At 64.3% G+C, this 26,510-nt stretch carries 19 protein-coding genes; 6 read left to right on the top strand and 13 right to left on the bottom strand.

What is annotated here, in order from left to right; genetic code table 11:
• Positions 1-25: 25 nt before the first annotated feature.
• The 8 genes from N551_RS0109235 to N551_RS0109200 form a co-directional block, all read right to left on the bottom strand.
• Positions 26-895 carry an outer membrane protein gene (locus N551_RS0109235; protein WP_027566731.1) on the bottom strand — a complete coding sequence of 290 codons (870 nt, stop codon included), beginning with the start codon at positions 893-895 and terminating at the stop codon, positions 26-28.
• Between the two features lie 387 nt (positions 896-1,282).
• Positions 1,283-2,206 (bottom strand): right-handed parallel beta-helix repeat-containing protein, encoded by a 924-nt coding sequence (locus tag N551_RS35270; protein ID WP_155809571.1) that lies wholly within the window; start codon positions 2,204-2,206, stop codon positions 1,283-1,285.
• Between the two features lie 239 nt (positions 2,207-2,445).
• Entirely contained in the window at positions 2,446-3,957 is a 1,512-nt protein-coding gene (locus N551_RS0109225) for a tripartite tricarboxylate transporter permease (protein WP_027566730.1), read from the bottom strand.
• Positions 3,958-3,969: 12 nt separating this feature from the next.
• Positions 3,970-4,512 carry a tripartite tricarboxylate transporter TctB family protein gene (locus tag N551_RS0109220; protein WP_027566729.1) on the bottom strand — a complete coding sequence of 181 codons (543 nt, stop codon included), beginning with the start codon at positions 4,510-4,512 and terminating at the stop codon, positions 3,970-3,972.
• 176 nt (positions 4,513-4,688) lie between these two features.
• Complete coding sequence (locus tag N551_RS0109215) at positions 4,689-5,663, bottom strand: tripartite tricarboxylate transporter substrate binding protein (RefSeq protein WP_027566728.1); 975 nt, start codon at positions 5,661-5,663, stop codon at positions 4,689-4,691.
• Between the two features lie 219 nt (positions 5,664-5,882).
• Positions 5,883-9,773 (bottom strand): VCBS domain-containing protein, encoded by a 3,891-nt coding sequence (locus tag N551_RS0109210; RefSeq protein WP_051462652.1) that lies wholly within the window; start codon positions 9,771-9,773, stop codon positions 5,883-5,885.
• 622 nt (positions 9,774-10,395) lie between these two features.
• The gene (locus tag N551_RS0109205; protein WP_027566726.1) at positions 10,396-11,193 is read right to left on the bottom strand and encodes an enoyl-CoA hydratase/isomerase family protein; all 798 of its coding nucleotides are present in this window, start codon (positions 11,191-11,193) and stop codon (positions 10,396-10,398) included.
• Between the two features lie 44 nt (positions 11,194-11,237).
• Entirely contained in the window at positions 11,238-12,437 is a 1,200-nt protein-coding gene (locus tag N551_RS0109200; RefSeq protein ID WP_027566725.1) for an alanine--glyoxylate aminotransferase family protein, read from the bottom strand.
• Between the two features lie 231 nt (positions 12,438-12,668).
• On the opposite strand from N551_RS0109200, the gene N551_RS0109195 reads away from it, so the two are divergent.
• Both N551_RS0109195 and N551_RS0109190 read left to right on the top strand, forming a co-directional pair.
• Positions 12,669-15,680, top strand: coding sequence for an FAD-binding and (Fe-S)-binding domain-containing protein (locus tag N551_RS0109195; RefSeq protein WP_051462649.1), 3,012 nt, complete (start codon positions 12,669-12,671; stop codon positions 15,678-15,680).
• On the top strand, positions 15,673-16,101 hold the full coding sequence (locus tag N551_RS0109190; RefSeq protein ID WP_027566723.1) for a heme-binding protein: 429 nt from the start codon (positions 15,673-15,675) through the stop codon (positions 16,099-16,101). Before N551_RS0109195 ends, N551_RS0109190 begins: the two co-directional genes overlap by 8 nt.
• 195 nt (positions 16,102-16,296) lie before the next feature.
• On the opposite strand, the gene N551_RS0109185 is transcribed toward N551_RS0109190, so the two are convergent.
• Both N551_RS0109185 and N551_RS0109180 read right to left on the bottom strand, forming a co-directional pair.
• A complete protein-coding gene (locus N551_RS0109185; RefSeq protein WP_027566722.1) occupies positions 16,297-17,079 on the bottom strand; it encodes an enoyl-CoA hydratase/isomerase family protein in 783 nt (260 codons plus the stop codon).
• A 133-nt stretch (positions 17,080-17,212) separates the two neighbouring features.
• A complete protein-coding gene (locus N551_RS0109180; RefSeq protein WP_027566721.1) occupies positions 17,213-19,303 on the bottom strand; it encodes a molybdopterin-dependent oxidoreductase in 2,091 nt (696 codons plus the stop codon).
• Positions 19,304-19,555: 252 nt separating this feature from the next.
• Here N551_RS0109180 and N551_RS0109175 point away from each other — a divergent pair, with 252 nt between their 5' ends.
• The 4 genes from N551_RS0109175 to N551_RS0109160 are packed head-to-tail and all read left to right on the top strand — an operon-like array spanning position 19,556 to position 23,825.
• Positions 19,556-20,512 (top strand): tripartite tricarboxylate transporter substrate binding protein, encoded by a 957-nt coding sequence (locus N551_RS0109175; protein WP_197031120.1) that lies wholly within the window; start codon positions 19,556-19,558, stop codon positions 20,510-20,512.
• 15 nt (positions 20,513-20,527) lie between these two features.
• The gene (locus N551_RS0109170) at positions 20,528-20,998 is read left to right on the top strand and encodes a (2Fe-2S)-binding protein (RefSeq protein ID WP_027566719.1); all 471 of its coding nucleotides are present in this window, start codon (positions 20,528-20,530) and stop codon (positions 20,996-20,998) included.
• Positions 20,995-23,130 carry a molybdopterin cofactor-binding domain-containing protein gene (locus tag N551_RS0109165; RefSeq protein WP_027566718.1) on the top strand — a complete coding sequence of 712 codons (2,136 nt, stop codon included), beginning with the start codon at positions 20,995-20,997 and terminating at the stop codon, positions 23,128-23,130. Before N551_RS0109170 ends, N551_RS0109165 begins: the two co-directional genes overlap by 4 nt.
• Complete coding sequence (locus tag N551_RS0109160; RefSeq protein ID WP_027566717.1) at positions 23,127-23,825, top strand: substrate-binding domain-containing protein; 699 nt, start codon at positions 23,127-23,129, stop codon at positions 23,823-23,825. Before N551_RS0109165 ends, N551_RS0109160 begins: the two co-directional genes overlap by 4 nt.
• Before the next feature lie 9 nt (positions 23,826-23,834).
• Here N551_RS0109160 and N551_RS0109155 read toward each other — a convergent pair whose 3' ends face one another.
• Genes N551_RS0109155 through N551_RS0109145 form a run of 3 tightly spaced genes read right to left on the bottom strand, consistent with a single transcriptional unit; the run spans position 23,835 to position 26,497 of the window.
• Positions 23,835-24,641, bottom strand: coding sequence for an SDR family NAD(P)-dependent oxidoreductase (locus N551_RS0109155; protein ID WP_027566716.1), 807 nt, complete (start codon positions 24,639-24,641; stop codon positions 23,835-23,837).
• A 24-nt stretch (positions 24,642-24,665) separates the two neighbouring features.
• The gene (locus N551_RS0109150; RefSeq protein WP_027566715.1) at positions 24,666-25,958 is read right to left on the bottom strand and encodes a TRAP transporter large permease; all 1,293 of its coding nucleotides are present in this window, start codon (positions 25,956-25,958) and stop codon (positions 24,666-24,668) included.
• Positions 25,949-26,497, bottom strand: a complete 549-nt coding sequence (locus N551_RS0109145; RefSeq protein WP_027566714.1) for a TRAP transporter small permease — start codon at positions 26,495-26,497, stop codon at positions 25,949-25,951. Before N551_RS0109145 ends, N551_RS0109150 begins: the two co-directional genes overlap by 10 nt.
• Positions 26,498-26,510 lie beyond the last annotated feature (13 nt).

Below are 26,510 nucleotides of genomic sequence, written 5' to 3'. Positions count from 1 at the left end.
TTGTTCTTGACGGCCTCTGTTGATCTTAGTATCTGGCGACCACCGGGCCGCCAAACTGGTAGTTGATGCCGGCGCGCAGGATGTGGTCGGTGAAGCGCGACGATACGTTGGCACTGACCGTGGAGAGCGGCGCCAGCGTGAACGGACCGGACGAGAAGGTGCCGAGATCCATATAGAGATATTCGAGCTTGGCGCTCCAGTTCTGGGTGATCTTGCCCTCGACGCCCACGCCGGCAGTCCAGCCGGCGCGCGTCGTCGAATTCGAGCCGGCCGAGGCGATCGCGACACCCGCGGGCGTGAAGCCGGTCATGGTGCCCGTGGTCTTGATTTCGCCGAAGGCCAAACCGCCGGTGCCGTAGAACAGCACCTTGGGCGTCGCCAGGATGCCGACGCGGCCGCGCACCGTGCCGAACCACTGGAGATGCTGATCGACCGTCAGGGTGGTGGCAGTCCCGAGACCAGCGGGCGCGAAAGTCAAACCGGGAAGGCAGGCGCCGCCGGCAAGCGTGGCGATAACGCAGCTATAGCCGGCGCGGCCCTTCTCGCCCGACCATTGCAGGTCGCCCTCGATGCCGTAGACCCAGTTGGCGCTCTGCCAGTTGTAGCCGGCCTGACCGCCCGCGATGCCGCCGTTCATGTCGAACGACGCATTGGTGATGGAGCCGGCGGGCGGCACGATCGCAGCACCTGTTGCCGAATTGAAGTAGGAGACGTCGGTGCGCGAGCGGCCCCAGCTGTAGCCGCCATTGGCGCCGACGTAGAATCCGGTCCAGCTCCAGACCGGATCAACCATGACCGGCGCCTTGACGTAGGGCCTAGCGGCCAGATCGGCAGCCAGTGCGCCCGTCGCGAACAGCGACATCGCCGCCGCCATTCCAATCACAATCCGCTTCATGGCAATTCCTCCGCACAATTTTGTGATGAAGATATACGCCGAGGAGCGCCAAAGGGCTGTGCCGCGTCAGCAACAACCCGAAACAATCGCAGCGTCTAACGTCTAGGACCAGGACGACATCTCTTAAGCATTTGAATCCAGAGGAGATTCCGATCGTCGTCGCTCCACTTCCATTCCCAGCGACGATCCGACGCAGGCAGGGCACCACCCGACGGCTGGCAAGAAGCAGCAGTATGATCGCGAAGTTCGGATCGCCGGACCAAGTTAGCGTGGGAGTACCGGTCCGCCGGCGCCAATTTCTCGTTTCCCGCAAATAAAAGCCCCGGCGAGCCGGGGCTTTTCCGTCTTGCGTGAGCGACGACCTACGCGTCGCTGCGATCCAGATTGTTACTGCAACCCGGTCGGATTGGTCGTGCTGCCGATTGGCGTGATCGTCCCGCCGGCGCCGTTGCTGTCGAAGCGATTGTTCGAATGCGAGTTGACCGTACCCGACACACCGGTGGTGTTGAATGAAAGGTCGTTGTTGGACAGGTTGACCGATCCGCCCGCTTGCTTGACGCCGACCAAGTTGAAAGAAATCGTGGTCGCGTCCACGTTGATGCCGCCGCCCGAGATTGAAATACCGGCAACCGAATTACTCGACACGAGCGAATTGCTGAGATGAACGGCGGCTCCAGCGCCAACGGCGACGCCGCTGGCCGAATTGATCACCCTCACGTTGCTGAGCGTTGCCTTGATCAGACCCGCAGCCGCGCTTGCAATCGTAAAGCCGCTGCCTCCCATATCTCGAATCGTGGTGTTCACGACGTTCAGCGTTCCATTGGTGCGCTGATCGGCAATGCCCGTGCCAGGGGAGCCGAAATTGCCGTTGATCAGGCAGTCCTCGACGTTGACGAAGCTTCCGGCCCCCGCACCAATGATACGAATGCCGTTAAGGCCGGTGTCAGCTCCCTGCAAATTCAGGTTGCGGATGTTCACCGTCTTGCGGACATCGGTTCCTGCAAAAGAGTCGAATAGGATGTTGATGCCGTTCGTCGATGCATTGAGGATGGAGCCAAAGATCTCATGGCAATCGATCGTGATCGACTTCGTGATGCTGACGGCGCCGAAGCCGCCGGGATCGAGACAATTGATCTCGCCGTTCACCGCGGTCTTCGAAATAGCGCCGGCGAAGGTCTTGCAAGGCGCCGTACGGCTGCAGGGATTGACGTCATCGCCGACACCAGACACCCAAGTGCGGCTCGCTTGAGCACTGGCGGGGCTTGCCAGGACGGAGAGTGCAATCATCGCCCCTACGATCGCAAAAGACACACCAAGCAATCTCGGTAATCTCTTCATTTCCGGGCTCCAATCTAAAAAAATTGATGAGAATAAGTCTCACGGCTGCAATGAGCCGCGGACGCTCTATATCACATGATACAACTTTACGTGTTATCTAGCTCACACCGATCACGCCCGTCATAGGACAGGCTTGTTGCCGGATCCGGTAATCGAGCTAGCTGCTCGGCTATAAATCGCTGCTTCAAAGCAGGATTGGGTTGTCCTCTCGCTCACGATGGCTTGGATCCCTGCGTCAATCCGACACGGGCAAGCAAGGCGTCGATCACGGGCCAAAACAGCAGCACGATCGCCAAGGTCGTGATCGAGCCGACCAAGCCGTTCGACCAGAACACCTTGAGGTCGCCGCCGGCACCGATCATCGACAGACGGAAGGCATCCTCGGCGCGGTTGCCGAGCACGAGCGCCAGCGTGAACGGCGCGAGCGGAATGCCGATCTTCTTGAAGACGTAGCCGACGACGCCGAAGCCGAGCATCAGCCAGATATCGAACATCGCATTCTGGATCGCATAGGCGCCGATCGCGCATGACACCACGATCATCGGCGCCACCGCGGCGAACGGCACGCGCAGGATCGAGGCGAAGATCGGCACAGTCGTCAGCACCAGCACGAGGCCGACGACATTGCCGAGATACATCGAGGCGATCAGGCCCCAGACGAAATCCTTGTGCTCGACGAACAGCAACGGTCCCGGATTGAGCCCCCACACCATCAACCCGCCGAGCAGGATCGCGGCGGTGCCGGAGCCGGGAATGCCGAGCGCCAGCATCGGCAGCAGCGCCGCGGTGCCGGAGGCATGCGCCGCCGTCTCGGGCGCGAACACGCCCTCGATGCGGCCCTTGCCGAAGCTCTCGGGATCCTTGGAGAAACGCTTGGCGAGATTGTAGCCCATGAAAGAGGCCGCGATCGCGCCGCCCGGGGTAATGCCGAGCCAGCAGCCGATGAAGGAGGAGCGCAGCAGTGTCACCCAGTATTTCGGCAGGTCCTTCCACACAGCAAGCACGACGCGCAGCGAAATGCTCGCCGCGTGTCCGCGCAGGGCGAGGCGCTCCTCCATTGTCAGCAGGATCTCGCTGATGCCGAACAGTCCGATGACGGCGACGAGGAAGTTGATGCCGCGCAAAAGCTCGGACGAGCCGAAGGTCATGCGCAGATTGCCTGACACCGTGTCCATGCCGATGCCGGCGAGCAACAGCCCCAGCGACATCGAGATGACGGTCTTGTGCTTGGCCTCGCGCCCAAGACCGACGAAGGAGCAGAAGGTCAGCAGATACACCGCGAAGAACTCGGGAGGACCGAACTTCAGCGCAAAGGACGAGATCATCGGGGCGAGGAAGGTGATCAGGAGCACCGCGACCAGCGAGCCGATGAAGGAGGACGTGAACGCCGCCGTCAGCGCTTCCGCCGCCCTGCCCTGCTGCGCCATCGGATAGCCGTCGAAAGTGGTCGCGACCGACCAGGCCTCGCCCGGGATGTTGAACAGGATCGAGGTGATCGCGCCGCCGAACAGCGCGCCCCAATAGATGCAGGACAGCATCACGATCGCCGAGGTCGGATCCATCGTGAAGGTGAGCGGCAACAGGATCGCGACGCCGTTGGGTCCGCCGAGCCCGGGCAAGACGCCGACGAAGATGCCGAGCACCAGCCCGACCATCATCAGCGCAAGCGTCTTCCACGTCAGCAGGACGGCGAAGCCGTGAAGCAACAGGCCGAGAGCTTCCATCGCGGGCCCGCCTTAGTGGCCGAAGGCCGCTTCGAGCGGCCCTTTCGGCATGATGACGTCGAAGGCGACGTCGAAGGTAACGAACATGATCGCCGTGAATACGACAGCGGTGAGCAGCGACTTCCACAGCGCGATCTTGCCGACGAGACGCATGAAGCTGGCGATCAGCAGGAAGCTCGCGACATAGAGGCCGAGAAACTGCGTCGCCAGGCAGAACAGCAGCGTCGGCACGAACACCGCCATCACGCGGCGGGCTTGCGCGCGCGTGACGAAGGTCTCAGCTGCCGCGCGATGCGCGACCAGCGCCACGATCAGGCCGTAGAGGCTGGCGCCACCGAGAATGACGGAGAGGTAGAACGGGAAATAGCCGGGCTCCGGCCCGGTCGAATCCCAGGAGGCGCCGGTGCGCCAATTGTCGTAGCCGAGCGTGGCGGCCAGCGCGAGCAGCAGGAGGCAGACGAATATCTCGATCGTGCCGGAGGAGACGACGGAAGGCGAGTCGTCTTCGGGCGCGGTCGGATCATCGACGACGATTTCAAGATCGGTTTGGGGCATGAGCTGACAACAACCGCTACGGCTGATCCCCTCTCCCCGCTGCGGGGAGAGGGTTAGGGTGAGGGGAAGTCACGGCGGGGACGGTGAGAGTTGGACTCGCGAAGAGTCCCCCCTCCCCCGGATCGCATCTTCGATGCAATCCGACCTCTCCCCGCAAGCGGGGCGAGGTGAAGCAATCACTTCGCGACGAATCCGGCTTCCGTCATCAGCGACTTGTTGACTGCATCGTCCTCCTCGAGGAATTGCACCATGTCCTTGCCGGTCAGGAAGATCGGCTTCAGCGCCTGCTTTTCCATGTAGTCCTTGTATTCGGACGTCTGCGTCACCTTGTGGAACAGCTCGACATAGAACGCCTGCTGTTCGGCGGTGACCTTGCCGGGCAGGAACATCGCGCGCAGCATCAGATACTGGACATCGACGCCCTCCTCCTTGCAGGTCGGGATGTCGGCCCAGGACTGCGTGTCCGTCACCTTGCTGGTGTAGGAGATTCGTTCCTTGTCGAACACGCAGAGCGGACGCACCTGGCCCGCGCGCCAGACCTCGAGATTTTCGGATGGATTGTTGACGTTGGATTCGGTGTGGTTGCCGACGAGCTGGGTCGCGGCCTCGCCGCCGGACTTGTAGGGCAGATAGGAGAATTTCGCGCCGGTCTTCTGCTCGAGAAACACGGTCAGCACGTGATCCTCGCGCTTGGAGCCGGTGCCGCCCATCTTGAACGGCGCGCTTGCCGCCTTCGCGGCCGCGACGAACTCCTTCACCGTCCTGGGACCCGCGTTGTTGTCCCACAGCACAAACTGGTCGAGCGCGATCACCGAAACCGGGGTTAGCTCACGCCAGTTGAACGGGATCTTTGCCGACAGCGGCAGCATGTAGATCAGCGAATAGGCGATCAGCACCTTGTTGGGGTCGCCCTCGCTGGACTTCATGTACATCAGTGCTTCCGCGCCGGAAGCACCGCCCTTGAGCGAGACCACAATCGGCTGCTTCATCAGATTGTTCTTCTGGATGGCGGCCTGCATCATCCGCGCCATCTGGTCGGAGGCGCCGCCCGCGCCCGCCGCGACCACGATCTCGACCGGTTTGGTCGGCTCCCATCCCGCAAAGGCCGGCGTGCCGCAAAGCGCGGCCGCAAGCGTCATCGCGGCCCTCATTCCATGTCCCACGCGCGTCTTCCCCAAGTTATTGCCTATGTTCTTGTTCGGATTGGAAATTCAGAGGTGAATTCAGCGCCCATTGTGCTGGCGAATCCAGCCGAGTTCAAGCCATCCGACGTCATCCCCCTTATGACTTTGGACTGAGATGGGCAGAATGCAAAAAAGCGGGCCCCTTTCGGGGCCCGCACGTCGTTTTTCCAGCTCGTTGGCGGCGGCTTAAACCACCAATATGTCGTGCTGGTTGAGCATCACGCCGCTCTGGACGCTGACCACGGCAATCGCCGCGCCATCGGTGCCGTCGGCGCTGTAATAGAGCGTCTGGTTTCCCGTATCGAAATGGAATTGGGAGAAGCCCGAGAACACATTGTCGCCAGAAGTCTCGAACGTCACGTCAACGCCTGCCGCCAACCCGCCACCGAAACCGTTCGCGGAGACGGCGATATGGTCGTGCTCGGTGATGTTGTTGAAGTCGCTGACCACGCTCGGTCCGGACGGCTGGAGGAAGGCGAAGGTGTCGTTGCCGCCGCCACCGGTCATGACATTGCCGCTGCCCGCGGCGATCAGCACGTCGTTGCCGCCGCCGCCGCTCATCGTCTCGGTCCCGTTGGTGGCAATCAGGACGTCGTCGCCGCCGGTGCCGGTCAGCGTGGTCGCGTTGGCCGCGCTGTTGATCACGGTTGCGGTTGCGGTGTTGGACGAGGTCGTCGTCCCGTCGGAGGCCGCATAGCTGAACGAGCCGCCGGGCGTCGCGTCATCGGTAAAGAAGGCAAAGCCGGGCCCCGGCCCGGCGCTGCCGCCGGAGCTCGCCGCGATGCCGCCGAGCCCGAGGTGGTCTGTGGTGTCGGGATCCGTGTCGTTCAGCGCCAGCGCCCAGCCGGGGATGACGACCGAGCCATTGGCGCCGACATCGGTGATCACGGTCTCGCTGACCGCGGTCGGCGCGTCGTTGGTGCCGTTGATGGCGACCGAGATGTTCTGCACGTTGGAGGAGGCGCCGTTGCTGTCGAGGATGGTGACGGCGTAGGTCTGCACCAGCGTCTGGCCCTGCGCCAGGAACTGGATGTCGGCGTTGTCGACCGTGTAGTGCCAGGCGATTGATCCGCTTCCCGGCACCTCCGAGACCGGATCGAGCGAGAACGTGCCGACATAGCCGCCGTCCTGGGCCGTGAAGCTTGCCGTATGGGTATCCGCAGCCTCGGCGTCGGAGAACGAAATCGATCCGCCGGTGGTCTCCACCGCAGGTCCAGGCGTCGGCGAAACCGAGACGGCATCGAGCAACTGGCCGGCGCCGTCGGTAGAGAAGTTGAACTGCAGGGGTGTGGATCCACCTCCTCCGTCGCCAACGACGTCGAACGTGAATTTAGTGAACCCGAGGGCCTCCTGGGTCGCCCCGTGGATCTGCACGCCATCCCAGAAGACCGAGAACGAGGAGGATGTCGCTTCGGCATCGCCGGCAACCTCGAAGCTCAACGTGTAGTGCTGCCCGGCGACGGTGGCGACGTTCTGCTCCAGGAAGCCGTCGCTGAGCAGCGCGGAGTAGTCGCCATACTGGCCACCCAACAACAGGTGGTTGGCAAAGGCTCCCACCGCCGTCCAGCCACTCAGATTGCCGGCCTCGAAGCCGCCGTTGACGATGACCGCAGGGCCCGCGTCCTCGGTCAGTGTTCCCACCGAATTGGCCGCGGTAATCATCGGCGCGTCGTCGGCGCCGAACACGTTGAACGTCAGCGTCGTGTCGTGGCTCTCTCCGAGGCTATTGGTCACCGTGATCGTGAACTGTTCGGTCGCGTTGTCTCCGAGCTGGAGCTGATCGAGTGCCGGCGACGCCGTGTAGTGGTAGGTGCCGTCGGATGCGACCAACAGCGAGCCGTACGCAGCGGCGATCGACGTGCCGACATTGGCCGCTTGCCCGTTTACGGCGGTGATGCTGAGCGACAGACCGCCGTCACCAGGGCTGTCGGCCACGTCGTGGATGGCGTTGCCCACGGCAACGAAGCTTCCGGCGTCGGTGGACGACGAGTCGTTGATCGTCGCGGTGACCGGATTGACGATCACGGGGTCGGCCGCACCGGTCGCGGTGATCGTGACATGCTGGGTCGAGGTCGTCGTACCGTCGGTCACCGTGATGTCGTAGATTACCGTCAGCGTGTCGCTGATGCCCAGGAAGTCCAGATCCTGGTCGGGAAGACTAAAGCTCCAGTCGATGCCACCCGTGCCAAAACCCGTGGAATCGTGCAGCACCGTTGTGAGCGCCGACTGCAGAGCATTCAGCGTCTCACCGGGAACAAAAGACGGATCGGCCGACCACACCGCGGAGGTGAGCGACACGTCGACCGAGTGGACATCGGCCAGATCGACATCGGCAAAATTCAGCGTCTGCACCGCCGTTGTATCGGGCGTTGACGAATTGGCCTGGCCGGGTTGCTCGGACAGCGAAGCCGATTGCGGTCCACTGGTCATCGCCACCGCGTCGTTGGCGCCGGTGATGACGACGGAGACGGTCTGCGTCGAGCTGGTCGAACCGTCGGCCACCTTGATGTCGTAGTTCACCGTCAGCGTCTCGTTGAACGCGAGATAGTCGAGATCCTTGTCGGCAATCGCGAAATTCCAGTCGATGCTGCCGGTACCGGTGCCGGTGGAATCGTGCAGCGTCGTCGTCAGCGCGGCGGCGAGATCGGCCTGCGTCGTGGCCGGCGGCGTCGGCCCCGAGGTCGCGCCGAGCGTGACTGTCACAGCATGCGTGTCGCTGGTGTCCTGGTCGGTGAAGGCCAGCGTGCCCGCCGGAGTCGTCGGCGTCGTGTCCGGCACCGCCGAGCCTGTGGTGGCATCCTGCTCGGCCACGGTCGAGGATTCCGGACCGCTCGTGATCACGACGGGATGGTTGGTGCCGAGAATCGTGATGGTGACGTCCTGGGTGGTGGAGCCACCGTGACCGTCGTCGACCGCAACGTGATAGACGAGCTTGAGCGTCTCGCCGCCGTTGAGGAAATTGGTGGAGGAATTGGGAAACGCGAAATTCCAGTCGACCTCGCCGATCACGTGGCCGGTCGAATCCTGAAGCGCCGTGCCGAACGCAGCCAGGAGCTGAGCATTGGTCAGGGGTATCGAACCTCCGCCCGAGCGGGTCGCCGTGACCGTCGTCGAGACGGAATGCGCGTCGGCGAGATCGATGTCGGCGAAGACCAGACTGTCATGCGCGGTGAGATTGCCGGTCGGATCGACATTGTGATCCTCGACGAGCGCGGCCGATTCCGGGCACGACAGGAAGATCGGCTTGTCGTTGCTGCCGACCACGGTCACCTTGACCGTCTGGGTCGAAATTCCGCCGGCGTGGTCGTCGAGCTGCACCGTGTAGGTGATATCGAGGTGCTGGCCCGCCGCGAGATAGTCGAAGGCGAGATCGGGCGCCGCGAAGGTGGTGTTGATGGTGCCCGTCGAGGAGCCGGACGTCTTGACGACGTTGTCGACGTGGTAGAACGCCATCAGCTCGGCGTCGCCGAGCGAACCCGGCAACAGGCCTGCGGTGGCGCCGGAGGCGGATACGCCGATCACGGTCGCGGTATGACCGGTGTTGGTGAGATCGTCGTCAGTGAAGTTGAGCGCGACGTGAACCGTGTCGGGCGAAAGCGACAGCGTCTGGTTGGCCTGCTCGGTGACGGTCGCGACCGTCCCCATGTTGATGACGGGCTTGTCGTCGGTGCCGGTGATCGTGATCTTGACGGTCTGGATCGCGAAGCCGCCGTGGTTGTCGGAGACCTTGACGTCGTAGGTCAGGACCAGCGTCTGGTTCTTGGACAGGAAATCGAAATCCTGGTCCTGGTCGCTGAAGCTCCATTTGAGCTGGCCGTTGCCGTTTGAATCGCTCAGGATCTGCGAATGCATCGCAGCCTGGAAATGCGCAAGCGACGCCGCCGGGATGATCGTTCCGCTGGACAGCACCGCGGAATGCAGGGTCGCTGCCGTCGTATGGGTGTCGATCTTGTCGCTGTCCTTGAAGCTCATCGTCCCGGACAGCGTGTGCAGCGTGGTTGAATCGTTGAGATTGGCGAACTCGGTGAAGCTGCCCGTCGCGGATGACGAGGTGAAAATCGGCGTGTGATTGGTCATGGAAAAATCCCTGCCTGCGTTGTCATGAAGGCGCCGCCGCAGAGGGTGCGACGACGTGACTAATCGGTCTGAGAAATCAGACGAGACTCAAACGGTCTTGACTTGAAGAGTCTGGCTTAAGGGTCTCGGATTATAGATCTTGGATTATGGATCTTGGATTATCGGTATTGACTTAAGAGGGATGGCTTATTCGCAAGGCCGCGCCTGGCTTCGGGATGGTGAGCAGCAATGGAAATTCCGGCGCGGCTCGCGTTATTGAAACCTAGTCCACTGCTTTTTCAGTTCAATTTCAGTTCAATGACATCAGTTCGCGGCACGGTCGGTCAGAACGTTTCACGCAACTCACGTCACTCAATTCGACTGGACTCAAAATCACTTGCTGCCCGCCTGCCGGCCCGAAAAATGTGAGACGGCATCATGCAACCTCCACGATCTTATGCCCGAGCTTGGCGTGCCGTCAACGTGAACGCACAGGCACTCGCGCGCAATGGCGGTTCCGGAGGACGGAACCGTCTGAAAATCGGTGAAAACGGAGAGCGCATCGAACGGCTGACGGTGGAGTCAGCAATCGCTTCGCCTGTTGCGCCGCAGCTGGAGCGGCGCAACAAAGCAAGGGCTCGCGCTACCTGCCCTTCCAGTTCGGCGTGCGCTTGTTGAGGAAGGCGTCCATTCCCTCGCGGAAATCTTCGCTCATATAGGCCTTGAGGATCAGATCCTCGCCCTCTTCGCGCGACAGCGTGCGGCGGATGCGGCGGACTGCCTCCTTGGTCGCTTCAAGCGTCAGCGGGGCGTGGCTCGCCACGAGCCTGGCGGTCTCGTCGGCGCGGCGCTGCAGCGTCTCGACGTCGGGAACGATCTCGTTGAGAAGGCCGAGCGCCAGTGCTTCCGGCGCTTCGACGAGGCGTGCCTTGAAGATCAGATCCTTGGTGCGGGCGGGGCCGACCAGCGAGACGACGCGGCTGATGTTCGACATCGACAGGCAGTTGCCGAGCGTGCGCGCGATCGGAAACCCGATGCGCGTCGTTTCAGTCCCGATGCGCAGGTCGCAGCAAGCCGCAATTCCGGCGCCGCCGCCGGTGCATGCCCCCGCGATCGCCGCGATCACGGGCACGCGGCACTGCTCCAGCGTGCCGAGCACGCGGTCGATGCGGGCCTCATAGTCGAGCGCATCCTGCGCGGTTTTGAACGCACGGAATTGAGAAATGTCGGTGCCGGAGGCAAACGCCTTGTCGCCGGTGCCGGTCAGGATCAGCGCCTTGATCGAGCGGTCGGCGTTGATCTCCTGGCAGATCTCCGCCATGCGCTCGTACATGGCGAAGGTCAGTGCGTTGCGCGCCTGCGGGCGGTTGAAGGTGATCCGCGCGATGCCGTCCGTGACGGAGTAGAGCAGGTCTTCGTTGGCGGTCGTTGGTGCGTTCATCGCGCGCTCTCTTTTCTCTAGGTTAGTTCAGGCAACCTGGGCCTTCAGGCCACCTGAGCTTTGGTCATCGGCACCGCGTCGCGTCCCTTCAGGACGTCCATGGCCGCCAACACGCCGCCGCTCCGGTGCGGGATCTTTGCAAGATCGAGGCCCATCTCGACGCCGGCGAGCGTCCCCATCAGCATCAGGTCGTTGAAATGGCCGATATGGCCGATGCGGAACACCTTGCCCTTGACCTTGTTCAGGCCAGTGCCGAGCGACATGTCGAAGTTTTCCAGCACCACCTTGCGGAAGGCATCGGCGTCATGGCCATCAGGCACGCGCACGCCTGTCAGCGCCGGCGAATGCGCGGCAGGATCGGCGCACTGCGTCTCCAGGCCCCAGACCTTGATCGCGGCGCGCGTCGCCGCGCTATGGCGCTTGTGGCGGGTCCAGACGTTCTCGAGCCCCTCCTCTTCCAGCATCTTGATCGCCTCGCGCAGGCCGTAGAGCAAATTGGTGGCGGGCGTATAGGGGAAGGTGCCGAGCTTGTTGAAGGAGATGACCTCCTGCCAGTCCCAATAGGAGCGCATGCCGGGGTTGGCCTTGGCCACCGCGAGCGCTTTCTCCGAGACGGCGTTGAAGCCGAGGCCCGGCGGCAGCATCAGGCCCTTCTGCGAGCCGGCGACCGAGACGTCGATGCCCCAGGTATCGTGCTCGTACTCGATCGAGCCGAGGCCGGAGATGGTGTCGACCATCAGCAGCGCGGGATGCTTGACCCGGTCGAGCAGCTTGCGCACCTCCAGCGGCGGCGTCACGCAGCCGGTCGAGGTCTCGTTGTGGACGACGCAGACCGCCTTGATGGTGTGCTGCTTGTCGGCGGCGAGGCGCTTCTCGATCTCGGCGAGATCGGCGCCATGGCGCCAGTCGCTCGGGATGAAGTCGACGTCGAGCTTGAACTTGTCGGCGATGCCGCGCCACAGCACGGCGAACTGGCCGGTCTCGCACATCAGCACCTTGTCACCGGGCGCGAGCACGTTGACCATCGCGGCTTCCCAGGCGCCGGTGCCGGACGAGGGGAAGATGATCACGGGCTGCTTGGTGCGGAACACCCGCTGCATGCCGGCGAGGACGGCAAAACCGAGCTCTGCGAATTCCGGACCGCGATGGTCCAGCGTCGGCATGTCCATCGCCCGCAGCACCCGGTCGGGCACGTTGGTCGGTCCTGGAATCTGGAGAAAATGCCTTCCAGTATGCACGGTCATCGGCGTCCTTCCCGGTCTTTGAATCTGTCTTTTGCGTCTGTCTTGGCCTTGAGCCCAGCTTGACTTCCAGCCTTTTGGTCTCAAGGAGCTGCGCGAGCCGCTCGAATATCACTATTCGCCGGGCTTGTCCCTCGCCGGGCGGGGTCCGTCAATGCACAAGAAGCAGGGCTCGCCTTGCCAAGGGCCGTGACCGGAGGCAAGACGGGGGCGGCGAACAGGCAAGAGCGGACCATGGCGGCGGAAGTGCCCGGGAAATCACAGGAATCGGCCAAAAAGGACGGCCTCGCGGCACGTCTGGCCCGGGACGTGACCGGCGACGTCCTGTTCGACGCTTTCAGCCGCGGCCGCTACGCCACCGACGCTTCCTTCTACCAGATCATGCCCCATGGCGTGGTGGTGCCGCGCACCATGGACGAGGCCTTGCGGGCGCTGGCGATCGCGCGCGACGAGGGACTGAAGGTGACCCCGCGCGGCGGCGGCACCTCGCAATGCGGCCAGACCGTCAATGACGGTCTCGTGGTCGATCTCTCGAAGCACCTGAACCGGATCCTGTCGCTCGACGTCGAAGGAGGCACCTGCGTGGTCGAGCCGGGCATCGTGCTCGACGACCTCAACCGCCAGCTGAAGAAACACGGCCTCTGGTTTCCGGTCGACGTCTCTACGGCCTCGCGCGCCACAATCGGCGGCATGGCCGGCAACAATTCCTGCGGCGGCCGTAGCCTGCGCTACGGCACCATGCGCGACAACACACTGTCGATGGAGGCCGCGCTTGCCGACGGCACGCTGAGCCGCTTCGGCGAGGTCTCGCGCGATCTCTCCGATCTCGATGCGAACGACAGCGCCCGCGCCCTGTTCCGCGACATGCTCGATCTCGGCGCCCGCGAGGCCGGGGAGATTGCCGCACGCTTTCCAAAAGTGCAGCGCCGTGTCGGCGGCTACAATCTCGATGCGCTGGTGCCGCGCAATGCCCGCAACAACATGGCGCACCTTCTCGTCGGCTCCGAGGGGACCCTCGCCTTCACCACCAAGGTCGAGCTGAAGCTGTGGCCTGTGATCCGCAACAAGGCGCTCGGCATCTGCCATTTCGGCAGTTTTTACGAGGCGATGGACGCGGCCCAGCATCTGGTCAAGCTCAAGCCGATCGCGGTCGAGCTGGTCGACCGCACCATGCTCGCACTCGGCCGCGACATCGCGATGTTCCGACCCATCATCTCCACTGCGATCAAGGGCGATCCGGATGCGGTGCTCGTGGTCGAGTTCGCCGAGGAGGATCAGGCGGACAACCTCGTGCGCCTGAAGCAGCTTGGCGAGCTGATGGGCGATCTCGGCTTCGGCTGGAACAACGACAAGCGAAAATGGGGCGGCGTGGTGGACATCACCGAGCCCGCGCTCCAGAGCGGGATCGCCGATTTCCGCGCCGCCGGCCTCAACGTCATGATGTCGATGAAGCAGGAGGGCAAGCCGGTCTCCTTCGTCGAGGACTGCGCCGTGCCGTTGCCGCATCTCGCCGACTACACCGCACGGCTGAGCGAGGTGTTCGCCAAGCACGGCACCAGCGGCACGATGTATGCTCACGCCTCCGAAGGCTGCCTGCATGTGCGGCCCGTGCTGAATTTGAAGCTGGACAAGGACGTCAAGGCGATGCGGGCCATCGCCGAGGAAGCATTCGAACTGGTGCGCGAATACAAGGGCTCGCATTCCGGCGAGCACGGCGATGGCCTGGTGCGCTCCGAATTCCACGAAACGATGTTCGGCGAGCGCCTGGTCGCCGACTTCAGGGAAGTGAAGCAGCGCTTTGATCCCGAGGGCGTGCTCAACCCCGGCAAGATCGTCGACGCACCGAAGATGGACGATCGTTCGCTATTCCGCTTCAAGCCTGAGTATCGCGTCGCTGAGCTCAAGACAAAGCTCGACTGGTCCGCTTATCCCGGGGCCGGCGGCGGTTTTCAGGGCGCGGTCGAGATGTGCAACAACAACGGCGCCTGCCGCAAGCTCGAGGGCGGCGTGATGTGCCCCTCCTACCGCGCGACGCGCAACGAGAAGGACGTGACGCGAGGCCGCGCCAACACGCTGCGGCTCGCCATCTCCGGCCAGCTTGGCGCGGGCGCGCTCTCCTCCGACGAGATGATGGAGACGCTAAAGCTTTGCGTGTCCTGCAAGGCCTGCCGCCACGAATGCCCTGTTGGCATCGACATGGCCAAGATGAAGATCGAGGTGCTCGCCGCGCGCGCGGCCTCGCATGGCCTGACCTTGCGCGACCGATTGGTCGGCTACCTCCCGCGCTATGCCGGCCTCGCGTCGCGCTTCGCGCCGTTGGCGAATTTGCGCAACCGCAGCCCGCTGCTGCGAAAGCTGTTCGAACGCTTTGCCGGCATCAGCGCCCGCCGCGCGCTGCCCGCCTTCCGCAGCGACGTGTTCGTGCCGCCGGCCGAAGCGGTCGGGCCGGAGACCGGCCGCGAGGTCGTGCTGTTCGCCGACACCTTCAATCGCATCTATGAGCGCGAAAATCTCGAGGCCGCGCTGCGCGTGCTCGCGGCCGGCGGCTACCGCGTGCATCTGCCGAAACCCGCAAGCGGCAGCCGTCCGCTGTGCTGCGGCCGCACCTTCCTGTCAGCGGGCCTTGTCGACGAAGCCAGGTCAGAGCTCGATCGTCTCGTCGCCGCCTTCGCGCCCTTCGCCACGCGCGGCGTGCCGATCGTCGGTCTCGAGCCAAGCTGCCTTTTGACCTTGCGCGACGAGCTCGCCTCGCTGCGCAAGGACGATGAGGCCAAGGCCGTCGGCGCCCACGCGTTGACCTTCGAGGAATTCCTGGTGCGCGAGGCCGAGGCCGGCCGGCTGCAACTGCCGCTCGGCGCCGTTGCCGACAAAGCCCTGGTGCACGGCCATTGCCATCAAAAATCCTTCGGCGCGTTCAAGCCGGTCGAGCAGGTGCTGGGCCTCATTCCCAACCTTGAGGTCCAGACCATCGAGTCGAGCTGCTGCGGCATGGCCGGCGCCTTTGGTTATGGCGCAGACACCTACGATGCCTCGATCGAGATGGCCGAGCTCTCGCTGCTACCCGCCGTGCGGCGCGCGGACCAGAATACGCTCGTCGTTGCCGACGGCACCTCCTGCCGACACCAGATCCACGACGGCGCGGAGCGAGAGGCGCTTCACGTCGCGCGCGTGCTGGCGATGAGCCTCGATCGTGCCGAGATCCAATCCACAACCCCTCCCGTTGCAAAGGAAACCAATCATGGCTGACCTCACCCTCGACACCGCCCGCAAGATCCTCGACGCCGCCTTCGCGAAATCCACCGAGCTGAAGCTGAAGCCGCTGGTCGTCACCATCCTCGACGCCCGCGGCGTGCTCAAGATCGCCGCGGCGCAGGACGGCACAAGCCTGATGCGCGCCGAGATCGCGCACGGCAAGGCCTATGGCGCACTCGCATTGGGCATGGGCTCGCGCGCTCTCTTCCAGCGCGCGCAGGAGCAGGCCTATTTCATCGACGCCGTGAACACCATGGCCAAGGGCGCGCTGGTCCCGGTCCCCGGCGGCGTGCTGATCATGGACGGCACGACGCTGCTCGGCGCCGTCGGCGTCAGCGGAGACACATCCGACAATGACGAGGCGTGCGCGGTGGCGGGCATCCAGGCCGCGGGGTTGAAGGCCAACGCGGGCTAGCCCATCATTCTGGGGCGCCCCGCGCTTCACCATCACCGTCACCCTGAGGTGCCGCAGCGAAGCGGAGGCCTCGAAGGGCGACGGCCCGGCTGCATCGCGGCCGTGCATCCTTCGAGGCTCCCGATGGGGCGCGACGCGCCCCATCGCTCGCGCCTCAGGATGACGGGTCAACAAGTGGCCGAAAAGAATCCTGTCTCACCGTCCCGTCCACACCGGCTTGCGCTTCTCGCTGAACGCCTTCAGGCCTTCCTTGGCGTCCTCGGTCATCGCGAGCAGCGCGATCTGGCTTTCGGTGTAGGCGATGCTCTCGTCGAACGACATCGAGGCGATGGCGCGCATCGCGTATTTGCCGCGGCGGATCGCGGTCGGGGATTTATCGACGATGCGGCCGATCAGCCAGTCGACCTTGGCATCCAGCTCGGCCGTGGGCACGACGTAGTTCAGCAGGCCCGCTCCCTGCGCCGCTTTCGCGTCGAACGGCTCGCCGGTCAGCGCCCATTCGTTGACGAGGCGAGGTGGAGCAATGGACTGCAACAGGCTCAACACCTGCATCGGGAATACGCCGACCTTCACCTCCGGCAGGCCGAAGATGACGTGATCGGCGGCGACGGCCATGTCGGTCATGCAGAGCAGGCCCATGCCGCCGGCCATGCAGACGCCGCCGACGCGCGCGATCGCGGGCTTGGTCGCGTTCTGCGACAAGCGTAACAGATCGGCATAGTCGACATTCGGCTTCGAATGATCCATCGCGAAAGCCGCGCCGGAGTTCTGCAGGTCCGCACCGGCGCAGAACGCCTTGTCGCCCGCGCCGGTCAGCACGATGATGCGGACTTCCTTGTCGTCATGCGCGTCGCGATAGCCGCGTGCGATGCCGGCGATGACTTCGCCATTCAGCGCGTTGCGTTTCTCGGGCCGGTTGATGGTGATCCAGAGCGCCTGCCCGCGCTTCTCGGTGATCACGGCTGTGGTGTCGATCATGGCACGCTCGCTTCCTTGGGCTCCCGTTTAGCGGCCATTTGCGGCAGCTCGGGCGGAAGGTGCAAGGGCAATCTGCGGCGAGCCGACGCTTTAGCGCCTCGACACAAACTTGAAAGGCGATCGAAGCGTGCGCTCAGGCCGCGACCGCTTTCCTGATCCAGACCTTGTTGTCGTGGAAAGCGGCTCCGCCGATCGGCGCGATCGTGTCCGCGCCGGTCAACATGTTGATGCCGCGGTTGCCGATATGGTTCTTGTTGGGATGAACGGACTCCGCGATCAGCACGCCGCGCCGCACGCCCTCGAACAGCGTGGCAATCAGCGTGGTCTCGCCGCGGGTGTTGCCGAGCGTGACAGCGTCGCCATCGGCGATGTCGAGCGTGGCCGCATCCAGCGGATGGATCATCACGCTCGCCTTGCCCTCGCGCGCCTGCGAGGATGGCGTCTCGTTGAAGGTGGTGTTGAGGAAGCTGCGCGACGGGCTGGTGGCAAGCCGGAACGGATGGGCCTGGTCGGAATGCTCGATCACCGCCCAATGGTCCGGCAACGACGGCATCTTGTCGAAATCGCCCATCGTCTGGCCGAACGGCGGATGCGCCCAATCGGCCTTGAAGTGGAATTTCCTGTCCGCATGGGCAAAGCCGTCGAGATAATGCGAGGTGCGGAAGTCCGGTTGCAGGTCGCGCCAGAGATCGGCTTCGAGGCCGGCAATGTCGCCGTGGTCGCTCAGCTTCAGCGTCGCGTCGATCAACTCGCGCGGCGTCAGCTCAAATCCCGGATGCCTGGCGCCAAGCCGCGGCGCCAGCGCCAGCAGCACCTCGTGGTTGGAGCGGCATTCGCCGGGCGGATCGATCAGCTTCGGTCCGACCGAGATGTGCTGGTGGCCGCCGCCGTAATAGAGATCGTCATGCTCCATGAACATCGTCGCCGGCAGCACGATGTCGGCCATCTCGGCCGTCTCGGTCATGAACTGCTCGTGCACGGCGACGAACAAATCCTCACGCGCAAAACCCTGCCGCACCAGTGCCTGCTCCGGCGCCACCGTCATCGGGTTGGTGTTCTGGATCAGCATCGCCTTGACCGGACCCTTGCCGTGCAGGGCCTTGGAATCGCCGGTGAGGATGCGGCCGATCTGCGACTGGTCAAGCGCGCGGATAGTTGGGTCGATGGCGTCGTGACCTTCGATGATGGATTCGTTGAAGTGCCACAGCGCGTAATTGTTGAAGAAGGCGCCGCCGCCTTCATATTGCCAGGCGCCGGTCACCGCGGGAATGCAGTTCGCGGCATGCATCTGCGCCGCGCCGTTGCGCGACCGGGTGAAGCCGTAGCCGAGCCGGAAGAAGGCCCGCTTGGTCTCGCCGACCAGTTTGGCAAAAGCCTCGATCTCCGCTACCGGCACGCCGGAGATCGCGGAGGCCCATTCGGGCGTGCGCGTCTTCAGATGCGCCTCGAGCTCGCCAGGGCAATCGGTGTACTTGTCCATATAGGCGCGATCGGCATAGCCGTCGCGGAACAGGACATGCATCACGCCGCAGGCGAACGCGCCGTCGGTGCCGGGCCGCAGGATGATCTTGATATCCGCCTGCTTCATGGTCTCGTTGTCGTAAATGTCGACGGCTGCGATCTTGGCGCCACGCTCCTTGCGCGCACGCGCGGCGTGCGTCATCACGTTGACCTGCGTGTTGACGGGGTTGGTGCCCCAGATCACCACCAGGTCGGACAGCGCCATCTCGCGCGGATCGACGCCGGCGATCTTGCCGGTGCCGATCGCGAACCCGATGCGGCCGACATTGGCGCAGATGGTCTGGTAGAACCGCGAATATTTCTTCACATGCGTGAGCCGGTTGAGGCCGTCGCGCATCACCAGCCCCATCGTGCCGGCGTAATAATAGGGCCAGACCGATTCCGCACCGAACTCGCGCTCGGCCTGGTTGAAGCGATCCGCGATCTCGTCCAGCGCCTCGTCCCAGCTGATCCGGGCGAATTGGCCGGAGCCCTTCGCACCCGTGCGGCGCAGCGGATACATCAGCCGTTCAGGATGATGGATGCGCTCGGCATAACGGGCGACCTTGGCGCAGACCACGCCGGCCGTATAGGTCTGCTTTTTCGAACCGCGGACGCGACCGATGCTGCGTCCCTCGACCACCTCGATATCGAGCGCACAGGCCGACGGGCAATCATGCGGACAGGTCGAATGGCGGATTTCGATCTTGGCGTGCTGGTTCATGTCCAATTTGGTAACACCAAAATACCCCTCAGCCGAGGGGATTTATCCGGCAACGCCCATGCGATTTGCTCAGACCGTGTGCGCCGCCGGTTCCTGCCGCGACCGCGAAGAGCGGCGCCGCCACACCGAAAACCGCCCGATATTCCACGCACCATCGGTCTTGTGAGGCGTCGACAGTCCGCCTCCCCTGCCGCTACAGTGCCCAACAACAAGAACGACATCAGGGAGGTGGGTGTGACGGCCCGACAATTCATGCTGGCGCTGGCCGCCGGCCTGCTCAGCGCGTCCTCCGCAAGCCCGTCCCTGGCGCAGGACTATCCCAACCATTCGGTCCGAATCGTCGTGCCCTTCGGCGCCGGCGGGCCGGCCGATGTCGCGGCCCGGCAGATCGGCAACGCGCTCCAGGAGAGTTTTGGCCAACCCTTCGTGATCGAGAACCGCACCGGCGCGGGCGGTGTCATCGGCACGGTCGAAGCGGCGAAGTCGCCCGCCGACGGCTACACGCTGCTGATGATGTCCAACACCCAGACCGCGAACGAATCCCTGCTGACGCCGGATAAACGCAAATACGAGCTGATGCGCGACCTCGCGCCGATCGCACCGGTCAACTCTTCCGATCTCGTCATCGTGGTGAACCCGCAAGTCGCAGCGAGGACGCTGCAGGAGTTCGTCGCGCTCGCCAAGTCGCAGCCGGGCAAATTGAACTACGCCTCCTCCGGCCAGGGCACGCCCTATCACATGGCCGGCGAGCTGTTCAAAGCCATGGCCGGCATCGACCTCGTCCACGTGCCCTATCGCAACAGTGGCGAGGCGCGCAGCGGCGTGATCGGCGGGCAGGTGCAGATGATGATCGACGCCGTGCCGGCGATGGCGCCGAACATCGGCGAGAACCAGGTCCGCGCGCTCGCGACCACCGGCAAGCAACGCTCAGCGGTGCTGCCGAACGTGCCGACCGCGATCGAGGCGGGGGTCGCAGGCTACGAAGCCACGATCTGGCTCGGCCTGATGGCGCCGGCCGGCACGCCGAAACCCGTGATCGACAAGCTCAATGCCGCCGTGAACGCAATGGTGAAGCGGCCCGACATCATCAAGCTCTGGACTGCGCAGGGCGCGGCGCCCATGTCAATGACGCCGGAGGAATTCGACAAGTTCCTGCGCGGCGACATCGAAAAATGGGCCGACGTGGTCAAGAAGTTCGACAAGTCCTGAGGCTGTAGAGCGACAATGCCTACCATTCAATTCCAGCTCAACGGCACGGCCGCGGCCGTGGATGCCGATCCGGATCAGACGCTGCTCGACCTGCTGCGCAGCCGGCTCGGCGTTACAAGTCCGCATTTCGGCTGCGGGGCCGGCGAGTGCGGCGCCTGCCATGTCATGGTCGGCGACCGCGCGATGGCCTCGTGCGACCTGCCGATGTGGTCGGTCGCGGACAAGGACGTCGTCACGGTGGAAGGCCTCGGCACAGCGGAGGAGCCGCATCCGCTGCAACGCGCCTTTATCGCCGAGCAGGCGATGCAATGCGGCTATTGCGTCTCGGGGATTCTGATCAGCGCGGCGGCTTTGCTGAAGCGCAATCCGTCGCCGACGGAGGCGGAGGTGAGAACCGCGCTTGATCGCAATCTATGCCGCTGCGGATCGCATAACCGCATGATCCGCGCCGTGCTGCGGGCGGCGTCGGAGATGGCGGAAACATGAGTGCGCCGTCCCCTGCCCAAACACTACCGGTCAGCCTTGCGGCCAATCCCAAGCTGTCATCCTGGGTGAAGCTCATCGGCGAAGGCCGCGTGGCGATCTCGCCCGGCAAGGTCGAGATCGGCCAGGGCATCGTCACGGCCCTGGCGCAGATCGCAGCCGACGAGCTCGACGTCGATATTGGCCGCATCGAGATGATCCGCGCCTCCACGGCGGCAAGTCCGAACGAGGGCGTCACCTCGGGCAGCCTTTCGGTCCAGCAATCCGGCCGGGCGCTGCGCCACGCCTGTGCCGAAATCCGCCAGCGCTTCCTCCTCGCAGCATCGGAGCGTCTCGGTGTCGATGCGTCGCTGCTCGACATCCATGACGGCACGATCTCGGGCCCCGGCAATGTCAGGACCAGCTATTGGGAGTTGGCCGATGACGTCTCGCTCGACCACGACGCCAAAGCCGGTGCGACAGCGAAGATCGTCGCCAAACGCACTGTGGCCGGACATTCGGTCCAGCGCGTCGACATGCCCGACAAGGTGTTCGCACGGCCGCGCTTTATTCACGACTGTCCGCTGCCGGACTTGCTGCACGGACGCGTGCTGCGGCCGGACATCTCGGGCGCCAGGCTGATCGCGCTCGACGAGACCGCTACGCGAGCCGTTCCCGGCCTCGTCGCGATCGTCCGCGACGGCGGCTTTGCCGGCGTGGTTGCCGACAACGAGGCAGCGGCTGAAGCCGCGCTGAAAGCCTTGCGCAAGGGGGCGACATGGTCGGCCGGCGAGCCGCTGCCCGATGAAGATGATCTCGCCGGATTCCTGAAGAGCCAGCCGGTCGAGACCACTGTCATCGACACCAGGACCTCTGCAGCAACGATAAAGAAAGCTGCTCGCACCCTCCGCCGGCAATACATCCGTCCCTACATCGCGCATGCCTCGATCGCTCCGTCCTGTGCGATGGCACAATGGAGTGGCGATCGCGTCCATGTCTGGACGCACAGCCAGGGCGTCTATCTGCTGCGCGCCGACCTCGCGATCGTGCTCAAGCTGCCGATGGAGAGCATCGTCGTCGAGCACATGGAGGGCGCCGGCTGCTACGGACACAATGCCGCCGATGACGTCGCGCTCGATGCCGTGCTGCTGGCGAAAGCGGCCGGCGGCCGTCCGGTGCGGGTGCAATGGTCGCGCCACGACGAGATGGCTCACGCGCCGTTCGGCGCGGCGATGGCGATCGAGATCGAAGCCGACCTCGATGGGGACAACGAGATCGTCGGTTGGCGCCATGCGATCTGGAGCAACGGCCACGCGGCGCGGCCCGGGCGCGCAGCACAGCCCGCGCTGCTTGCCGCAACCGAGATTGCGACCCCCTACCCGCGCATGATCTCGACCAATCCGCCCGCGGCCAATGGCGGCGGCGGCGACCGCAACTCCGTTCCGCTCTACGACCTCCCGGCCTGGACGGTCACGAGCCACCGGCTGCTGACCATGCCGATGCGAACCTCGGCGCTGCGGACGCTCGGTGGACAAGGCAATGTGTTCGCGATCGAGTCCCTGCTCGACGAGATCGCCGCGCTGCGCGGCGAAGACCCGATCGCGTTCCGCCTGCGTCATCTGCGCGACGAACGGGCAAAGGAGGTCATTCGCGCGGCGGCACGACGCGCGCAATGGAAACCGCAAAAGAAGTCCGGCATCGGTCACGGCGTCGGCTTCGCCCGCTACAAGAACACCGGGGCCTATTGCGCCGCGATTGCGGAGATCGAGGGCACTGACAACATCCGCGTCAAGCGGCTGATGCTTGCGGTCGATGTCGGCGAGGCCATCAACCCGGACGGCGTCATCAACCAGATCGAGGGCGGCGCGATCCAGGCGACAAGCTGGGTTCTGAAGGAACGCGTCCGCTTCGACCGCACGCGCATCACATCGACGTCCTGGACCGACTATCCGATCCTCACCTTCAGCGAGGTGCCAATGGTGGATGTCGAGATCGTCCAGCGGCCGGAGATCGAGCCGGTCGGCGCCGGCGAGGCCGCCCACGGCCCGGTGACGGCGGCGATCGCGAATGCCGTTTACGATTGCCTCGGCGTGCGCGTGCGCGACCTGCCGATCACCCGCGACAAGATCATTGCAGCCATGGAGCAGGCGTCGTGACGACAGTGAGCATTTTGAGTGGAGGCGCGGCGCAAGGCCTGGTGCGCGGCCTCGGCGATCCCTTCAAGACGCAGACCGGCTTCGGCATCGACGGCGAGTTCGGCGCGGTCGGCATCATGGCGAACAAGCTGCGCGCGGGAACGGCGGCCGATCTCGTCATCCTGACGCAGGCGCTGCTTGCAAAGCTTGCCGAAGAGAAGCTCGTCGTCCCCTCCTCGATCTCGGATGTCGGGCGGGTCGAGACCGCGCTGGCGGTCCGCAGCCGCGATCCCAAGGTGACCGTGAAGACCGAGGCCGATTTGCGCGAGGTGCTGCGCAGCGCCGACGCGATCTACGTCCCTGATACGAAAGCCTCGACGGCGGGACAGCACGTCGCAAAGGTGCTGGATCAGCTCGGCATCGCCTACGAGGTCGCTTCGCGCCTCAAGATCTTTCCCAACGGCGCGACCGCGATGCGGGAGCTTGCGGCGTCCACCGCCGCGCATCCGATTGGCTGCACACAGGCCACCGAGATCATCGCGACCGACGGCATCGCGCTGTCAGGAGCGCTGCCGCCGGGCTGCGAGCTCGTGACGATGTACACGGCCGGCGTGACCACGCGGGCCGTACATCCACAAGAGGCGGCCGCGCTGATCGCGTTGCTGACCAGCGCAGACCGCAGGGATCTGCGCCAGCGCGCCGGCTTTGCAGGCTAGATAATCGCCCTATGTGTGCAACTGGGTGAGACCGGTCGGCGGACCGTCGACGGCGGTCCAGCCACCATCGACAAACAGTGTGCTGCCGCTGACATAGCTCGCGGCGTCCGAGGCGAGATAGGCGACGGCTGTCGCGACCTCGTCGGCGCTGCTCCAGCGGTTGAACACGGTATGGCCGGCGTAGAGATTGTAGATGTCGGGACGCTGCTTGAACGGGCCGGTCAGCGCGGTCTCGGCGATGCTCGGCGCGATCGCGTTGACGCGCACGCCGGAGCGTCCAACCTCGGAAGCAAAGCCCTTCACCAGCAGGCCGATGGCTGCCTTGGTCGAGCCATAGACGCCGAGGCCCGGCTCGATGGTCACCGCGCGCACCGAGGAGCAGGCGATGATGCTGCCGCCCTTCTGCTCGACCATGATGCGGCCGAAGGCCTGGAAGAACCAGACCGTGCCCTTGATGTTGAGGTTGAGGACGCGGTCGAGATCCTCCTCGGTGTAGTCGAGGATGGTCTTGCGGATGTTGAGCCCGGGCGTCGTCACCGCGATGTCGAGCCGCGAGAAGTTCTGCATCACGGTCTTGGCCAGTGCATTGACGTCCGCGGCGCTCGCCGCGTCGCACGCAGCCGCCTCGGCCCAGCCGCCCTTCTCACGAATGCCGGCGGCGGTTGCTTCAGCGCCTTCAAGCGCACGATCGGCGCAGACGACACGGGCGCCGAGCCCGGCCAGCGCCTCGGCCGACGACTTGCCGATTCCGGAGGCGGCGCCCAGCACCACGGCCGTCTTGCCGGTGAGATCGAAGAGCTTGCGATAGTCAGTCACGGATAGATTCTCCCTGCGTTGCTGCTAGCCCTTGTAGCCCATCAGCAGACGGGGCAGCCACAGCGAGAAGGCGGGGACGTAGGTCACGAACATCAGAGCTGCGATCAGGGCGGCGTAGAACGGCAGGATGGTGCGCATCACCGCGCCCACCGAGATGCCGCCGATGGCGCAGCCCACGAACTGTGTCGTCCCGACCGGCGGGGTGTTCAGCCCGAGCGCGCAGTTGATCAGCATCAGCATGCCGAACTGCACCGGATCCATGCCCGCCTTCATCGCGATCGGCAGGAAGATGGGCGTGCAGATCAGGATGGTCGCGGCCATGTCCATGAACGTGCCGAGCACGAACAGAATGACGTTGATGAGCAGGAAGATGACCCAGGGCTGGTTCGAGACCCTGCTCATCATCTCGCCGGCGAAGTCGGCCACCTCGTAAAGCCCCATTAAATACTGGAACATGGTGGAGACGCCGATCAGCAGCAGCACCACCCCCGTGGTCTTCACCGCCTTGGCCGCCGCGCGCAGGAAGTTCGGCAAGGTCATCGTGCGGTAGATGAAGAACGTCAGCAGGATCGTGTAGGTGACCGCGACGGCCGCGGATTCGGTCGCCGTGAACACGCCCGACAGGATGCCCGCCAGGATGATGCCGACGATCAGAAGGCCGGGCAGAGCGGCCGCGAACGAGCGAAAAACCGCGGGCCAGCCCGGGAACTTGCCGGCCGGATAGCCGCGCTTCACCGCGACCCCGTAAGCGGCGACCAGCATGCACACCATCAGCACCAGCGCCGGCAGCAGGCCGGCGGCGATCAGCGCGCCGATCGAGACCTTGCCGCCGGCGGCGAGCGCATAGATGATCATGTTGTGACTGGTCGGCATCAGCGCTCCGACCAGCGAAGCATGGGTTGTGACGTTGACGGCGTAGTCGGTGTCGAACCCTTCTTTCTTCATCATGGGGATCATCACCGCCCCCATCGCCGACACGTCGGCCACGGGCGAGCCGGACACGCCGCCGAACAGCGTGCAGGCGACCACGTTCGACATGCCGAGCCCGCCGCGGATGTGTCCGACGAGATTCTTGGCGAGTTGCACGATCTTGTCGGCGACGCCGCCATGCAGCATCAGCTCACCGCTGAAGACGAAGAACGGGATGGCGAGGAAGGAGAAGATGTTCATCCCCGACATCATCTGCTGGAAGATGACCGCGACCGGGAGGCCTTCGTAGAGGATGGTGCAAATCGCCGAGAGGCCGATCGCGAAGGCGACGGGGACGCCGAGGACGAGGAAGCCGAAGAAGCTGGCGCCGAGAATGATCAGTTCCATGAGGGGACGACCTCTTCGCCGCGCAGGAGAGCGATGATGTGCTCGATTGAAAAGGAGACGATCAGGACGCCGGAGGCGATCAGCGGCACGTAGCGGATGACCTCGGGCAGGCCGAGATTGGGGATTTTAACGGTTCCGACCGACGCTCCGAGGATCCAGCCGTTATAGGCCATCGCGACGCCGAACCCGGCCACCAGAACGTGGATCACAAGCTCGATTTTCTCCCGCGCGTGATCCGGCAGCATCACCAGCAAACTGTCCATGCCGATATGCCCGGCATCGCGCACGCCGACCGCGGCGCCGATCAACGTGACATACAGGATCAGAACCAACGCAAGGTTCTCCGTCCAGGTCGGGCTGGAATTGAGCACGTAGCGTCCGAACACCTGGTAGAAGACGATGGTGACGATGACGAGCAGTCCGGTCACCGACAGATACATCCCTAGCCGAGCGACGGGAGCATTGATCCGGGACAGCAAGCCGGTGGACGGGCGTCCGGCTACGTCCAGTTCGTGGTCTGCGACGTGAGGGTCTGTCATCCGGGTCTCCTTG

Source organism: Bradyrhizobium sp. URHA0013 (assembly GCF_000518345.1).
Lineage (GTDB): Bacteria > Pseudomonadota > Alphaproteobacteria > Rhizobiales > Xanthobacteraceae > Bradyrhizobium.
Note: the sequence above shows the minus strand (reverse complement) of the source record. Positions and strands in the feature narration are given on the sequence as shown.

Bases quoted from the DNA above. Each gene is read 5' to 3' on its own strand.
- N551_RS0109235 (WP_027566731.1), bottom strand. From the start codon at position 895: ATGAAGCGGATTGTGATTGGAATGGCGGCGGCGATGTCGCTGTTCGCG.
- N551_RS0109225 (WP_027566730.1), bottom strand. From the start codon at position 3,957: ATGGAAGCTCTCGGCCTGTTGCTTCACGGCTTCGCCGTCCTGCTGACG.
- N551_RS0109220 (WP_027566729.1), bottom strand. From the start codon at position 4,512: ATGCCCCAAACCGATCTTGAAATCGTCGTCGATGATCCGACCGCGCCC.
- N551_RS0109215 (WP_027566728.1), bottom strand. From the start codon at position 5,663: ATGAGGGCCGCGATGACGCTTGCGGCCGCGCTTTGCGGCACGCCGGCC.
- N551_RS0109210 (WP_051462652.1), bottom strand. From the start codon at position 9,773: ATGACCAATCACACGCCGATTTTCACCTCGTCATCCGCGACGGGCAGC.
- N551_RS0109205 (WP_027566726.1), bottom strand. From the start codon at position 11,193: ATGAACGCACCAACGACCGCCAACGAAGACCTGCTCTACTCCGTCACG.
- N551_RS0109200 (WP_027566725.1), bottom strand. From the start codon at position 12,437: ATGACCGTGCATACTGGAAGGCATTTTCTCCAGATTCCAGGACCGACC.
- N551_RS0109195 (WP_051462649.1), top strand. From the start codon at position 12,669: ATGGCGGCGGAAGTGCCCGGGAAATCACAGGAATCGGCCAAAAAGGAC.
- N551_RS0109190 (WP_027566723.1), top strand. From the start codon at position 15,673: ATGGCTGACCTCACCCTCGACACCGCCCGCAAGATCCTCGACGCCGCC.
- N551_RS0109185 (WP_027566722.1), bottom strand. From the start codon at position 17,079: ATGATCGACACCACAGCCGTGATCACCGAGAAGCGCGGGCAGGCGCTC.
- N551_RS0109180 (WP_027566721.1), bottom strand. From the start codon at position 19,303: ATGAACCAGCACGCCAAGATCGAAATCCGCCATTCGACCTGTCCGCAT.
- N551_RS0109175 (WP_197031120.1), top strand. From the start codon at position 19,556: ATGCTGGCGCTGGCCGCCGGCCTGCTCAGCGCGTCCTCCGCAAGCCCG.
- N551_RS0109170 (WP_027566719.1), top strand. From the start codon at position 20,528: ATGCCTACCATTCAATTCCAGCTCAACGGCACGGCCGCGGCCGTGGAT.
- N551_RS0109165 (WP_027566718.1), top strand. From the start codon at position 20,995: ATGAGTGCGCCGTCCCCTGCCCAAACACTACCGGTCAGCCTTGCGGCC.
- N551_RS0109150 (WP_027566715.1), bottom strand. From the start codon at position 25,958: ATGGAACTGATCATTCTCGGCGCCAGCTTCTTCGGCTTCCTCGTCCTC.
- N551_RS0109145 (WP_027566714.1), bottom strand. From the start codon at position 26,497: ATGACAGACCCTCACGTCGCAGACCACGAACTGGACGTAGCCGGACGC.